The 14,980-nt window shown below is 48.5% G+C and carries 11 protein-coding genes and 1 CRISPR repeat array; of the genes, 7 read left to right on the plus strand and 4 right to left on the minus strand.

Going from position 1 to position 14,980, the window contains the following annotated elements:
* Positions 1-210 precede the first annotated feature (210 nt).
* Positions 211-599: direct repeats of the CRISPR family, unit length 35 nt; unit sequence GTACCAATTGACCTGATTTAAGAAGGGATTACGAC.
* Between the two features lie 91 nt (positions 600-690).
* The 3 genes from LGS26_RS08255 to LGS26_RS08265 all read left to right on the plus strand — a co-directional run bounded on the left by LGS26_RS08255 (position 691) and on the right by LGS26_RS08265 (position 1,947).
* Positions 691-855, plus strand: coding sequence for a hypothetical protein (locus tag LGS26_RS08255; RefSeq protein ID WP_237888404.1), 165 nt, complete (start codon positions 691-693; stop codon positions 853-855).
* A 341-nt stretch (positions 856-1,196) separates the two neighbouring features.
* Positions 1,197-1,490 carry a hypothetical protein gene (locus LGS26_RS08260; protein WP_237888405.1) on the plus strand — a complete coding sequence of 98 codons (294 nt, stop codon included), beginning with the start codon at positions 1,197-1,199 and terminating at the stop codon, positions 1,488-1,490.
* 265 nt (positions 1,491-1,755) lie between these two features.
* Positions 1,756-1,947, plus strand: coding sequence for a hypothetical protein (locus LGS26_RS08265; RefSeq protein ID WP_237888406.1), 192 nt, complete (start codon positions 1,756-1,758; stop codon positions 1,945-1,947).
* Here the strand turns inward: LGS26_RS08265 and LGS26_RS08270 are convergent.
* Positions 1,906-2,400, minus strand: coding sequence for a bifunctional nuclease family protein (locus LGS26_RS08270; protein ID WP_237888407.1), 495 nt, complete (start codon positions 2,398-2,400; stop codon positions 1,906-1,908). The genes LGS26_RS08265 and LGS26_RS08270 overlap by 42 nt on opposite strands.
* A gap of 138 nt (positions 2,401-2,538) precedes the next feature.
* Here LGS26_RS08270 and LGS26_RS08275 point away from each other — a divergent pair, with 138 nt between their 5' ends.
* The gene (locus tag LGS26_RS08275; protein WP_237888408.1) at positions 2,539-4,416 is read left to right on the plus strand and encodes a hypothetical protein; all 1,878 of its coding nucleotides are present in this window, start codon (positions 2,539-2,541) and stop codon (positions 4,414-4,416) included.
* Positions 4,403-5,497, plus strand: coding sequence for a bifunctional glycosyltransferase family 2/GtrA family protein (locus LGS26_RS08280; RefSeq protein ID WP_237888409.1), 1,095 nt, complete (start codon positions 4,403-4,405; stop codon positions 5,495-5,497). The genes LGS26_RS08275 and LGS26_RS08280 overlap by 14 nt, the downstream gene beginning before the upstream one ends.
* Before the next feature lie 48 nt (positions 5,498-5,545).
* On the opposite strand, the gene miaB is transcribed toward LGS26_RS08280, so the two are convergent.
* The 3 genes from miaB to LGS26_RS08295 are packed head-to-tail and all read right to left on the minus strand — an operon-like array spanning position 5,546 to position 9,465.
* On the minus strand, positions 5,546-6,889 hold the full coding sequence (gene miaB / locus LGS26_RS08285) for a tRNA (N6-isopentenyl adenosine(37)-C2)-methylthiotransferase MiaB (protein WP_237888410.1): 1,344 nt from the start codon (positions 6,887-6,889) through the stop codon (positions 5,546-5,548).
* The gene (locus tag LGS26_RS08290) at positions 6,864-7,121 is read right to left on the minus strand and encodes a DUF4911 domain-containing protein (RefSeq protein ID WP_237888411.1); all 258 of its coding nucleotides are present in this window, start codon (positions 7,119-7,121) and stop codon (positions 6,864-6,866) included. Before LGS26_RS08290 ends, miaB begins: the two co-directional genes overlap by 26 nt.
* A 58-nt stretch (positions 7,122-7,179) precedes the next feature.
* The gene (locus tag LGS26_RS08295; protein WP_237888412.1) at positions 7,180-9,465 is read right to left on the minus strand and encodes a hybrid sensor histidine kinase/response regulator; all 2,286 of its coding nucleotides are present in this window, start codon (positions 9,463-9,465) and stop codon (positions 7,180-7,182) included.
* A gap of 264 nt (positions 9,466-9,729) precedes the next feature.
* Here LGS26_RS08295 and recJ point away from each other — a divergent pair, with 264 nt between their 5' ends.
* The gene (recJ, locus tag LGS26_RS08300) at positions 9,730-11,469 is read left to right on the plus strand and encodes a single-stranded-DNA-specific exonuclease RecJ (RefSeq protein ID WP_237888413.1); all 1,740 of its coding nucleotides are present in this window, start codon (positions 9,730-9,732) and stop codon (positions 11,467-11,469) included.
* Positions 11,459-14,980, plus strand: a complete 3,522-nt coding sequence (gene smc, locus LGS26_RS08305) for a chromosome segregation protein SMC (protein WP_237888414.1) — start codon at positions 11,459-11,461, stop codon at positions 14,978-14,980. The genes recJ and smc overlap by 11 nt, the downstream gene beginning before the upstream one ends.

Raw genomic sequence — 14,980 nt, forward strand, 5'->3', positions numbered from 1 at the left:
TTTAAACCGGGAGATGATATGTCCTTTTCATTGCTTCTGTTCGGCCGCGGCAACGATTATCTGCCATACATCATCTATGCGGTAAAAGAAATGGGCAAAAACGGTATAGGAAGGGGCGCCTCCACCCGGAATGCAGGGAGATTCAGTCTCGATATGGTCAAACAAGGCGACTTCATCTTATATAAAGGAGGCGACTTCAGGCCTGTAAGCCAACCCTTTGACCTGATTTAAGAAGGGATTACGACTTTACGATCATCCCCCGACCTTCTTCGGGGATTTCTTCGTACCAATTGACCTGATTTAAGAAGGGATTACGACTTTATTTCCTTGCTTATTATTTCCTTTCTTATTTTGTACCAATTGACCTGATTTAAGAAGGGATTACGACAGATACAGGTATTCCGCTTCTCCTGTTTTTGCCAGTACCAATTGACCTGATTTAAGAAGGGATTACGACCCAGTCACGGCCAGCATAATATAGATATTCCGCTGTACCAATTGACCTGATTTAAGAAGGGATTACGACCAGGTGCCAGTCGCCGGAGGGGGCCCGGTTCTACAGTTGTACCAATTGACCTGATTTAAGAAGGGATTAAGACGTTTGCAATATTGCAAAGGATACAAATCTAAACTTTTAGTGCTACACTTGACCTGATTCAGGAAGAAGAAAAAGAGGGAGGAGGTTACACTATGAAAAGAATCGTAGTTGTATTGGCGATGTTGTTGCTTGTTGCAGTTAACGCACAGGCCGTGGATTGGAGTGTAGTCAAGAGCGGCGCATACGGTCAACTTTCTTCATCTACTTGGCTTGCAACATACTATTATGCCATGGCAGGGGAAAAGCTAATCATTTGATCTGACAAGACTGGATTGTGGTGTGAGGTTATGGGAGCAACTTATAGGCAAGCACTATATGGCTTGAAAGAAAATTCTGTATACACTACGCTTTATGACGACCTCTACATATTGGTTTGCATAGCGCCGTACTACAACCAAGGATATGGTGGGATAGCGGTCATAGCCTTACCTTAACAGGAAGTGTTCTGTTATTTTCCACAGAAACAGACACCATTTTCGTTCCAATTGACCTAATTTAAGAAAGTTGCTCGCCAATCGGACGTCGGCTGGAGTTATAATCCAGGCAGGGGGGCGTGGTTTCCGAACCTTGACAAGTACGACTATTCCGTAGCGAACAAATGGGTCGAAGGGGGCTCACGAGACCTGATTTCATGGCATTTTTCGGCGGTAAGATCAAGGGCAACTTTCCAGTGGCCGTGCTGGATAAGGAATATATGCAGGCACTAGGGGCCAAGAGTCAGACGGTCTATATGTCTGACGAAACGCTGGCAAAAACAGGGTTAAACATCCAGACATGGAGATGGGTGTCTATCAGCATCTCCCTTGATATCATTGCAAGGGTGCAACTGATCGTCCAGGATGTGGAAAATACATTCGTCTTCTTAAAGATAGATAAAAAAACTTTATTATGAGGCAATAAAAACACGACAGGGACAGGCGAAACAAATCTTCTCACATCACTGCGGCCTGCAAGAAAAAGCGATGTTGAAATGATAAAAAAGAAGGGGAAGGTCTTAAAAGATGGATTATAAAATCATAAAGGCTCTGGGTGGGACTCCCACACCCCCACACGCGAACCGCTCTTGATAGAGCGTCCTATGGCCGGGAGATTCACCGTGTTTCCAAAGCCTTTATAATTTATATTGAGACATTATCGCAGGAGGTTGTCAATAGGTAATGATTGAAATCAAGATAGACGGAAGCCAACTAAAGCAACTGAACCGGACCATTGACAGGGTGGCCTATATGACCCCTGTCATGCGTAAAATCGCGGGCGCGATGCACGAGGCGGTCGAGGAGAACGAGCCTTACAAAATTAAACCGCCGCTACATCTTGTACTTAAAATCTTTTGGATCAAGCTCATTTAATATCTCATCCCAGCTCTTTTGGCCGGCAGATCTCTTCAGTGATCCTTGCCCATCAAATGACCTGACTTGTCTTATAACCGATTCGTTTACAAATATCTGAGCACCTGCCCTGAGTGCGATAGCCACCGCATCACTCGGTCTCGCATCCACCTTTGCCTCTTTTTCTCCATACTTAAGGGTGATAAGGGCAAAATATGTGTTGTCTTTTAGATCGGACACCTCGATTTTCAAGACCTCTGCCCCGATTGCATTAAGTAGATTTATAATAAGATCATGGGTCATCGGTCTTGAAAATTCTATCTTCTCCATCTCTGTCGCGATAGCCGTAGCCTCCAAAAGACCTATCCATATGGGAAGCGTCCTGTCGCCGTCGACTTCTTTCAGTATCACAATGGGCGTATTTGTATCAGGATCTATAGTGATTGCATGCACATACATCTGTATATTTGCCATAAGCTGATATTTCCTTGTTTTTTTTATTTTTTAATTTATTATAGCGCAAAAATTCATAATCGTCCGCACCGATTTCAAACCTGGATTAAGAGAGATAGTCATCCTTGAAAGACACCTAAATAAAAATTGCCGGACCTTATGGCCTCCTTCATTAGCATCCTGGGTTATATACTAATTTTTTATACAGTTTTCCAGGACAATCCGGAGTTCCTGCCAGCTTTTATTATATCAGGAATCATATCCGTTCTCTACCTCTTTGGACTGAACGGCTGTCTGTATCGAGGTGCAGAGGCCATTTTCCTGATAGGTATCGCATTTTTCATCGCCTTTTCTGCGTTACTCATCTTTAAAGACAGAATAAAACATCTGGCCTCTTCCCCTGGCATCACCATATTCATACTCGCCTTTTTGTCGGGTTATCTGCTGCTCAAAGGCGCTCATTACAGGAATTGGGACGAATTTTCACACTGGGGCCTTGCAACAAAAGAGATGCTCATTACCAACTCCCTTGCAACCACCGCCGGAGCTGTCCAGTTTCTCGACTATCCCCCAGGCATCAATCTCTTTCACTACTTCTTTCTCTTAAACAACGCGATGGAAAGAGAAGCTGGCACCTATGTGGCCCATCTCATCCTGCTCCTCGCCCCTCTTGTCATTCTTTTATACCGCACCGGATGGCGCGATTGGCAAAAAATACTCCTTGTCATCCTAATTGTCCCATGCATCATCATAACTCTTGGAAACGGGTTCAGGTCGATCTATTCGGATCAACTCCTGAGTGTGTATTTTGCAGCCCTCATAATAGGTTATGCACACCTAGCAGACGGCCCCAAGAGGCGTATCCTGTTCCTTTCACCCATGCTGTTCTTGCTCCCCATGATCAAGAAGACGGGCTATCTCCTATCATGGTTTGCTATAGCTATATTCTTTGCTGATCAGGCATTGAATGCTTGGCGGCCCGACTGCGAAAAAAAAGGCTGCGTGCTGCGGCGCAGGATCGCCAGAGGCGTCAATGGCCTTTCAATTATCGCAATTCTTGCCATGATCCCATGGCTATTTGAATATACGTGGAATACAAGGATCAACTCCCTCCACCTGCCTGAGACCTTTTCAATTCCGTCTAACATCAAAGACATTGTTTCAGCCTTTACAAATGCGGCACCTCCATTCACCAAAAAAGTGATAGCCAACTTTAAGGCTAAAACCATCACATCCCTCATTGACCCGACAAATCTCCTCTTCGGGCACATCTTTTTCATCTCGACAATCTTTTGGTCACACAGCAAAGGGCTGACAGGCCTCACAAAAAGGATGCTCCTTGTCTATCTAATGCTCTTACTGTTTCTCGGCGTCTATACATTTGGACTTTTATGCATGTATCTCTTCAGCTTTACGCCCGATCTCGCTGCCACGCTTAGCTCCTACGACAGATACATGGATATCTTCTATGCAGCATTCTGTCTGAGCGGGTTCGGATTTTTCCTGATGATCGACTGGGGTGACCTGGGTCATAAGTGGTTTTGGGGCTGTTTCCTAGGTCTCGCAGCCCTTGCCGGTCTTTGCTATTGGTCATTCATGCAGAGACCCGCCCCGGACTACCAACAGGTCGCCCGTGAAAGAAAGGAACTATGTGCTATCGTAAATGCGGCAAAGAGCGTCATTAAGGGCAGAGACAAGGTATATCTCGTGATACAAAATGATGAGGGCTTTAAATTCCGCATACTGAAATACGAACTCTCCCCACAGATAACACAGACTTGGTGCTGGAGGCTGGGCGGCCCGAAACACAAATGGGATGTCTGCAACTGTGACGAGACGGTCGAGCAATGGTCCGACGTCTTAAAAAGATGGGACTATGTGCTTGTAGCGGACTCAGATCAGGAATTATGGAAAAGATATGGCAGGCTATTTTGCAAACACGGCGCCTTACTCTACAAAGTGACCAACAAAAACGGGACGCTTGTCAAACTGGTGCCCTTGGTCTTCATGAAAAAGGAAAAACATGATGGTAATTAGCCGCGCCACAGAAACTGCAGAAAGGGATATCGCCCCCACAAGACTGCCTGTAGTCGTTATCCCGGCATATCAGCCGCCAGGTAACCTGATCGGGATAGTGGCCGAACTGCTTCATGAACCCTACCCTCTTATAGTGATTGTAAACGACGGCTCATCCATTGACAGGAGTTGGATATTTGACGCCGTCTCCAGGATGGAACGAGTGGTTGTACTGAGCCATGCAGTTAATCTCGGCAAGGGTCAGGCGCTCAAAACGGCCTTTAATTACGTGCTCCTGAACGCACCTTCAACTATAGGGGTAGTAACGGTCGATGCAGACGGCCAACACCTTCCAAAAGACGTACTGCGTGTGGCCGAAGCGCTGGCCGAGACCCCGGAATCCCTGTGTCTTGGGACAAGAGAATTCGAAGGCGGCGTGCCACTCCGAAGCCGCATAGGAAACGCCGTCACAAGACAGGTATTCCGCTTCTTTGTCGGGCAGCCGCTTGCCGACACACAGACCGGACTCCGAGGAATACCGGCCAGATTTTTAAAAAAACTGCTTCGCGTCCAGGCGACCGGCTATGAATTCGAGCTCGAAATGCTCATTCTGGCATCAAGGATCGGGATGAATATACGCGAGATTAGCATAAGGACCATATATGAGAAGCATAACCCAACTTCCCATTTCAATCCGATCCTCGACTCCATGAAGATATATTTTGTCTTCATAAGATTTGTTTCGGCCTCGCTCGCCTCGTTTTTCATAGATACCACTGTGTTTTCCATATCCCTGTTCCTGACCGGCCAAATATTTCTCAGCATGGTCGTCGGACGGATCGTAAGCGGGACGTTCAATTTTTTGTCAGTGAAGGTGATGGTATTCCAATCGAGAGGGAATATCCTGCTTGAGACGGTCAAATACATATCGCTGGTCGTTGCGCTTATGCTCATCTCATACGGGCTGATTAAATCCCTCGTGGTATTCGGCGGTATAAACCCATATGCGGCTAAGATACTGGCAGAGACGACCCTATTTTTTGCAAGCTTTTCCATACAACGGAGCTTCATCTTCCAAAGTGATATGAATAGACCGTACTAGAGATGCTAGGGCGTTAAGATTCAACAAAAGTTTGCCTACGGCCGCAGGTCAGACCAGTTCGCCGCAGAGGCAGTGACAGAGTGCCTTTGTTATCCTAACGTTGACCAGCTGGCCGATAAGGCTCATCGGGCCAGGGAAATTAACTACATGATTGCCGGTGGTCCTGCCTGCAAGCCAGGCCTGATCGGTCTTGCTCTGCCCTTCTACAAGCACCTCCACCTCTCTTCCGCATAGCTGTTCATGACGCCCGAGACTGATCTCGTTTTGAAGTTCAAGGATCGCTTTCAGGCGCCCGGCCTTTACATCTTCAGGTACCTGATCTTCGAATTCAGCGGCCTTTGTGAAGGGCCTCGGCGAGTATTTGAACGCAAATATCTGCTCATAACCCACTTCCTTTAAGAGACTCATGGTCTCTTCAAAGTCCTCATCGGTTTCTCCGGGAAATCCTGCAATGATATCAGTGGTAAAGGTGATGGAAGGACACATATCCCTAAGCGTCTTTATCCTGTCCAAATAGTCTTCGCGCGTATAGCGTCGGTTCATACGCTTCAAGATCCTTGTCGAGCCAGATTGAACGGGCAGATGCAGGTGTTTGCAAAGATTAGGTATATCTCTAAAACACTCGGCCACATCATCGCCGAGGTCACGTGGATGGCTAGTGGTGAAGCGAAGCCTCAGGAGACCCGGTATCTTAGCGACCTGCTTGAGCAACCCGGCAAATCCCAGACCCCCGTTCTTTTTTCCATAGGAATTAACGTTTTGACCGAGGAGTATAATCTCTTTTACGCCTTGTTCCACCAAGGCCTTTGCCTCGGTAAAGATGTCGCCGACAGGCCTGCTTACCTCCCGCCCCCTCACATACGGAACGATGCAGTAGGTACAGAAGTTGTCACAACCCTGCATTATTGTTACAAATGCACGCACCGCACCCTCGCCGAGGACAGGTACCCCTGTAAACGGAATAGCAAAGTCCCCGCTCAATTCTGTAGCGCAGACAGGTCCAACTCCTGCCTTAACAGCGCCTATCATCTCAGGAAGCCTGTAAAGACCCTGGGGTCCGAACACAAGATCAATATGCGGCAATGACTTTAAGAGCCTCTCCCCCTCCTGCTGGGCGACACAACCCCCGACACCTATAATAAGCTCTGGGTTCTTTAACTTAAATTCCTTGAATCTCCCAACGAGACTGTAGAGCTTATGCTCGGCCTTCTCGCGGATGGAGCAGGTATTCACCAATATGAGGTCGGCATTGCGCGGGTCTTTGGTGATGGAATATTCACTTCCGAGCACCTGGATCATCTTGATGGAGTCATATTCATTCATTTGACAGCCGAATGTGGCTATATAAAGCCTTTTCCGGCGGATATCAGTCTTTGCAATCATGGCTTTCATAGCTGTTTTGCTGAATGGAACCGACAGCAAACGGTCTTAACCTCCAGCTTAAAGACATCAATATCTCAAAAAGATCTTCTTTTGCGCCTTCAATTGCAATTATACGGACAACCCCGGCCGCCTTATCGACGGTGCTCACCATGAATGAGTTGTCGTAACCTTCCAATATGAAACGCAAAAGATATACCATCGATGGCTCTATGCGCAAGATGAATTCATTTAATCCATCCATACAACCGCACCGCTGATATCAACATATCCAAGGCCCGACAACGATTTTATCGGATTCATTATTTGGTGTTGAGTGCCTCTTTGATCTTGGAGAGCAGTTCTGAAGACTTAAAAGGTTTTTGAAGAAACCCCATGACCTTCTTACCGGCAAACCTGCTTATCACGTCCCTTTCGCTATATCCACTGGAGAGGACCACCTTGACATCAGGCGATATACGCCGCATCTCCCTGTAGACCTCATCGCCGGAAAGATGCGGCATGATAAGATCAAGGATCACCACGTCGATCCGATCGTGGTATTTTTTAAACTTTTCAACCGCATCCATCCCATCCTTTGCAGTAATGACCTTGAAACCAAACTCCTCGAGCACCATTCTTGCTATGGTTCTGACACTCTCTTCGTCATCCGCCACCATAACTATGATATTGTTGCCGACGGCCTCAAGCGAATCGGCCGGTTTTATCTCCCTCTTATCATAAAAGGCGCCCTGCGCACAGGGGAACAGGGCCTTGAACGTACTTCCTTTGCCCAGTTCGCTGTAAACCTTTATGGCACCCCTGTGGGCTCGAATGATTCCGAGGCTTGCCGCAAGACCGAGACCTCTGCCCTGAAACTTTGTGGTGAAGAAAGGGTCAAATATCTTCTTTACAGTCTCACTGTCCATGCCACAGCCAGTATCAGAGACTTCTATATAAGTATAATAGCCCTCTTTCAAGTCGTCATCCAGATAGGTCTCGGAAAGATAGGCCCTATCCGCGTGCATAACCCCGGTGGAGACGCTGATAAGCCCGCCCCTTTCGCCTATGGCCTCGGATGCATTTATGAGCAGGTTCATGAGCACCTGACGCACCTGTGTCGGATCGACATTCACGGGCAGTATATCGTAATTCAGATCTAATTTCAAGACAACCTTCCTTGAAACCATAGACTGTAAGAGGTGGGCGGTCTCTTCGATGAGCTTGGCGAGATTCACCGTCTCCAACTGGAAAACGCCCCTTCCGGCGTAGGAGAGCATCTGGCTGCTGAGCTCCGCCGCCTTCTGCGCCGCTTCTATAATGTTCTGGATCGCCGGCCTGGCTGGCGACTCCTTGGTGAGCTTCAAAAGGGCTATCTCGGCATACCCCAGTACACCCATAAGGAGATTGTTGAAATCATGTGCAACACCGCCGGCCAATATCCCTAAACTCTCTATCTTTTGGGCCTGCCTAAGCTTGACGTCAAGCCTCTTTCGCCGCTCCTCCTCTTTCTTTTTAACGGTTATGTCCCTGATGATACCGAGAAAAAATGGCTTGCCGCCTATCTTGACGGACGAAAAAGAGACCTCTACGAATATCCTCTCACCGTCTTTCTTTTTTGCAGCAAACTCTACGAGTTTGTTTTCGAACTTGCTTATGCCGGTCTCTTTGAATCTCTTATGCGCCTGGATATATGCCGGGATCTGTTCATCAGGAAGAAGCATGGTATGGAGGTCCCTGCCGACGGCCTCTGCCGATGAGTACCCAAAGACCTTCTGCGCAGTACTGTTCCAATAAGCCACTTTGCCGTCCATGTCCATAAGGACTATGGCGTCGGATGCCATGCAACTTATGGCCCTGAATTTCTCCTCGCTCCTTGCAAGTTCAGTCTCTATCTCCTTTTGAACCGAGATGTCTTCAAGCGCCCATACGATCTCATCTGGCCCAACGGACTGTCCTGCAAGGCGGCACCAGAAGAGTCGACCCGACTTGTGGCGCATGAATTGTTCAATACTGACATGACCTTCCTGCCTGACCCGCGGATATACAGCCTCTCCGAAACGTCTGAAGTCATCACTGGATGGAAAAAAAATCTCTGTCTCCCTACCGGATATCTCACTCAAGTTATAACCAAAAAGGTCTCCGAAGTACCTGTTTGCGGACACGACCTTCCTATCTTTTACAAGGACAATCCCGACGGCCGCGTTTTCAAGCATTATCTCACGGAGATCGCGACCATCCGTCTTGGAGTCATCAAAACACCCTCTATAGCAATCAAAATATATATGAAGTCCGCCCTGCGGCAGCCCATCTCCGTTGTGCAACGAGGAGATGATTACATTGGCCTTTCGAGAAAGGCATCGGTCTGATTTTGCAACTGCAACAGCCCGTCCCCCAAGGATAAATTTCCTATGTGGACATCCACCGTCCGGTTTGCCCTTGCCGCATATCTCAAAACACGGCCGGCCCAGGACATGCTCCGGTATGATATTGGCAGCCTCCAGCAAGGCCCGGTTGACCCATATAACCTTGTAGTCAAGGCCGAGAAAAGCGGCAGGATAAGCCACCAAATCAAGGATACGGAACCCTTCGAGATAGCCAGCATCCATACCCATCCCCCAAATATAGTTCGGCCATAGCCAAATCAAAATGCTGTAAAAGATGTAAATTATAATTATAAACAAATTTATATACAATTAGATGGATCAAATTACAATATTCAAATATTACAATCAAAATTATTCAAAATACCCTACTCGGCCCCTCAAAAAAGAAAAGGCAGCGGGATTTTTGGTCAAAATAGCAGATAGACGAACCCGCTGAATCATGGATGGAAATTGACAGCTGTTGATTCTCTTATTAGGTTTCAGGCCATGAAATCCATAATACTTGGCAAATCCTGGCAGTTCGATACAGTTGACCAGACCGTTGTCGATGACATAGTTCGAAAGATCGGCATCCCGCATATCATCGCCAGGCTCTTGTGCCGGCGCGGCATTGATTCGCCAGATGTCGCCGAACGACATCTGAACCCAGCCCTTGCCTCACTCAGCGACCCATGGAGGATGGCCGACATGGATAAGGCGGTGGATAGACTCGTAAAGGCGGTTGCGACACACGAGCGGATCGCGGTATTCGGCGACTATGATGCAGACGGTGTCACAGCATCGGTATTGATGTCTCAGTTCCTCTCAGGACTTGGGCTGAATGTCACGGTCCATATACCAGACAGGGTGCGCGAGGGCTATGGTCTAAACATAGAAAGCATAAAAATTTTCAAATCAAAAGGCATAAGTCTTGTCGTCACCGTTGACTGCGGCATAAGCAACCATCAAGAGATAGCGTTTGCAGCCGATCTCGGGATAGACGTCATCATAACCGATCACCATGAACCACCGTCTCACCTGCCGCCTGCATTGGCGATCCTTAACCCTAAACGCCGTGACTGTCGATTTCCCTTTAAAGAGATTGCGGGCGTAGGTGTCGCATTCAACCTGGTGCGGGCCTTAAGAAGCAGGCTGCACGGCCTTGGGCGTTGGAGAAACGGGGATGTCCCGAATCTCAAAAACTGCCTAGATCTGGTAGCGATAGGCACGGTTGCAGACATGGCGCCGCTGCTTGGAGATAACAGGATCATGGTAAAGGCCGGCCTAGAGGTGATAAATACAAAGGCAAGACCAGGCTTAAAGGCCCTCCTACAGGTCAGCGGTGTATATGACGCGGTCGGTACAAAAGACATATCTTTCCGTCTGTCGCCGCGCATAAATGCAGCAGGCCGTATGTTTCATGCCGACGAGGCGTTCAAACTCCTTGTAACGGACGACGACCAGTTCGCAATGAAACAGGCCGAAAGGCTGAATTCTATAAACCAGCAAAGGCAGGCCGAGGAGGCGGCGATACTCAAGGAGGCGCAAGACATCATAAAAGGGCTCGGCGAACGGCCTGGATATGTTGTTTATTCAAACAACTGGAATAAGGGTGTAGTCGGCATAGTGGCGTCTAAATTGATGGAACAGCTTTCAAGGCCCGTGATCCTCCTGGCCGTTGAAGATGGCGCAGCCTATGGGTCAGGACGAAGTCCAGATGGAGTGAATCTATATGAGATACTTTCTGAATGCGCCGAGCACCTTGCCGCCTTCGGTGGACACAAGGCCGCTGCAGGACTTCATCTTGACATAGACAACCTTGGGCCCTTCACAAAGGCCTTTGAGACCTCAATCGCCGCGAAGATCTCGGATATCGACCTTACCCCGAGGCTGAAACTTGACTGCCCTGTCTCCATGCAAGAGCTCATCTCGCCTGAATTCCAATACTTCTTTGAGATGCTGGAGCCATTCGGTCCAGGCTACCCGGCCCCTGTAATTGCCCTGCGAGATTTCTTGATCCTCTCATCAAAGGTTGTAGGAAACAACCATCTCAAACTGACGCTGAAACCAAAGCCCTCGCCCGATTCTCAAAACGGCATCAAAATGGAGCTGATCGGATGGGGGCACGGCGACAAGACCGATCTTCAATGGGAAGGGCTTGAGCTTGCCTGTACGCCTTATATCTCCGTATGGCAGGAAAGGAAACGCCTGGAACTCAGGCTAGAAGACGCAAGAAATGCGGCTTGACTCCCTTATTATATACGGCTTCAAGTCCTTTCCGGAAAGGACAAGGCTCACATTTTCCAAAGGAATAAGTGCGATAGTCGGTCCGAACGGCTGTGGCAAGTCAAATATAGTCGATGCAATAAGGTGGGTCATGGGGGAACAGAGCCCAAGCATATTAAGGGCCAAGTCCATGGAGAACCTCATCTGCAGCGGTCACGCCGGCAAAATCTCAAATTTCGCTGAAGTTACGCTTATAATTGGAGATGCAACTGCAATAAGTCTGCCATGGCTTAATGGCGCCCCTGATATCGAGATCTCCAGAAGACTTAGCCGTTCGGGTGAAAGCGAATACCGTATAAACGGTAAGGGCGTAAGGCTCAAGGACATCCAATATCTATTCATGGATACAGGGGCCGGTGCCAGGGCATATGCCATAGTGGATCAGGGCAAGGTTGGGACCTTTGTTGATATGGACGCCGAAGAAAGGCGCTGTCTCATCGAAGAGGCGGCAGGGGTTGCAAAATACAAGGCAAGGCGGCTCGAAGCCGAGGCAAAACTTGCTCAGACGAAACAGAATCTCGAAAGGCTTGAAGATCTGATAATAGAGACGGAAAAACAGATAAAATCCCTTGAAAGACAAGCTAAAAAGACCGAGAGATACCTGACCCTGAGAAAGTCGCAGGAGATGCTTGAAAAGGCGCTCCTGGCCGATGAATGGCTTGATAAATCAGATGCATTAAATATCGCCTCTAGATCAAGAGAAGACCTTGTTGGAAGATTAGCCGTCCTCAAGTCCGTTGAATCGGGGCTGGCCGCCCAAAAAGAGACTAAGGAGACCGAACTCCTTGAACTTGAAAAGGCCATCAGGGAAATCGAGGAAGACATCTTTGCCGAAGAAGAGAGGCTCAAGGGCATGAAAGAGGTCCTGTCGTCCCAGGAGAAAAATCTCATCTCGGAAGAAAATAGGCTCAAAGAAGCCCAAACCGCCATCTCAGGACTTTCATCCAGACGAGAAGGCATTATGCGTCGTATAGGCGAGATCAAAAGGGATATAGAAGGACTGGAGGAACAAAACAAAGGGCTTTTGTCAGACCTGAGGATCCAGGAAGACGGTATCAATGAAGCTGTCGAGGCGAGAAACAGGGTTAAGAGATCGCTGGAGGAGGTCAAGGTCGAGCTTGTCGATGCAGCCTCTGTATGCGCAAAGTTCGACAGCCGGCAAAAGGCCCTTGCATCCCAGGCGGAGAGGCTAAAAAGGCGTCTTGAGGCCCTTACCGAAGAAAAAGAGTTGCTGAAGGAGGAAAAATCCGGGCAAGAAACACGGGCCAGGGCGCTTGAGGCGGAAATAAAGGCGCTTGAGGCGGAAATAAAAAAAAAGATCCATGACATCTCAACGGCCGAGGCGGAAAGCTTCGGGCTGGAACAGGCGCTGTCCCACCTACGGAATCAAAAGACCCAGATCGATTCCAGCCTTGCAGCCGTCACAGCAAGACTGAATGCCTTAAGGGCCATAGAAGATTCAATGCAGGGCCTCGGAGAGGCTGCAAGATCCACCCTCAGGCATTTTAAGGGCCTAAAGGCGCTTGCAGACCTCCTGATCGTAAAATCGGGGCTTGAATCGGCAGCCGAATCCGCACTTGAAAAGACCATAGAGGCTGTGATCCCCGAAGAGGAAACGATGCTAGATGAGATAATCGATTTCGTCAAACAAAAAGGAATGGGAGATCTGCGGGTTTTGGCACCATGGCTGATCGATGGACCTGATTCAGGAGATGAGGACGATGGGGTTGCAGCCGCTCGGCCGCCGGCAAGCAGGGTTATAAGATCCATCTCCTCAGGATGGAGATTGATAGACGACCTGGACTCAGCGATCAAGGCATTTAGAGAGGCCAAGGCAGGCGGTGACCTGAACGCCTGGTATACCTATATCACACCAAGCGGGGATATTCTCTACCCTTGGGGCGAGATCGTAATAAAGGGCGGCAAGAATAAGGGACAAGGGATACTTTCCAGAAAGGCCGAGATCGCCCGACTTGCTGTTGAGGAAAAAGGGCTCAGGTTAAAATCGGCTGAAATAGCCTCTAAGGAAGAGACTCAAGGCATGAGGCTCTCGGATGCCGTCAATCGGCTGAAATCCCTTGTCAAGGACAAGGAACGCTTGAACAACGAGGTCTCGAGACAAAAAAGCGAATTGGACCGCTTGAAGACCAGGCTTGAATCCCATGAAGAGAGACAGACAAGGTTAGATCTGGAGATGGATCAGATCGAGGATGAACTTTCAGAGGTGGAAGCGGATCTCGAACAAACGAATGCCGCACTTGACAGGGCAAAAAGGGCCAAAAACGAGGCTGAAAACAAGATAAAGGGCAGAGAAGACGCCCTTAGGCAACAAGAGGCAGTACTACAAAGACGCCAAAAGGTCCTCGAAGATATGAGGATCGCCGCCGCCGGCCTGAACGCAAGGCTTGAGGAAAAAAGGCATGAACTTACTGTCCTTGAAAAGAAGCTCGCGCGGATAAATGAAGACATAAAGGCGGCTGGCGAGATAAAAACCAAGGTAGGCTCAGTGCTCGACTCCATAAGACAGTCCGTGACCAAAACCTTCAAAGAGGTGACCGAACAGGAAGGATTGATAGAGACGAAAAGGGCCAAGAGCAAGGCTATCAGATGCGCCTTCGACGAAAAAAGACAGGAACTGGCCAGTCTCGATGTCGCTGTAAAGAAAAAACTCGAAGAGACAACCCTTCTCGAAAAAGAACTCCATCAAAGGGAGATTGAGATAAATACGCTGGTCCAGGCTATGCAGTTTTTAAAAAAGACTGCACGCGAACGCCATCAGGCCGAGATAGAAGATGACTGCCATAACTGGCGCCCTGAGCGATTCTCATCAGGCGAGGCAAAACTAGAAATTGCAAAGATATCAAGCGAAATAGATGCAATAGGGCCTGTAAACCTTACAGCCCTCGACCAATACAAAGAAGTCGAACAGAGGCGTTCCTATCTTGCAACCCAGAAAGATGATCTAACCAATTCCATAAATGACCTAGAACATGCAATAAGACATATAGATCAGGTCTCAAGGGAGAGGCTCAAGGGCACGATCGAGGCGGTGAACAACAGCCTCGCAGAGATATTCCCGCTACTCTTCGATGGCGGAAAGGCCTGGCTTGAACCGGTCGGCGACGGAAACCCTCTTGAAGCCGGACTGGATCTGGCAGTACACATACCTGGCAAGCGTATAGGCCATCTAAACCTCCTCTCGGGCGGCGAAAAGGCACTTGCAGCCATCTCTTTAATCTTTTCACTCTTTCTCATAAAACCAAGCCCGTTCTGTCTCATGGATGAGGTAGACGCCCCGCTTGATGAGGCGAACACACTAAGATTTTGCCGACTTGTAAAAAGAATCGCACAAAAGACCCAGATGATCCTTGTAACCCACAACCAGCGCGTAATGGAGCAGGCCGAGGCGCTCTATGGGGTGACGATGGAAGAGAATGGTGTCTCGAAACTGGTATCTGTAAAGCTTACCTGA

Origin of the sequence: Dissulfurimicrobium hydrothermale (assembly GCF_022026155.1) — a bacterium.
In the GTDB taxonomy this organism is placed as follows: domain Bacteria; phylum Desulfobacterota; class Dissulfuribacteria; order Dissulfuribacterales; family Sh68; genus Dissulfurimicrobium; species Dissulfurimicrobium hydrothermale.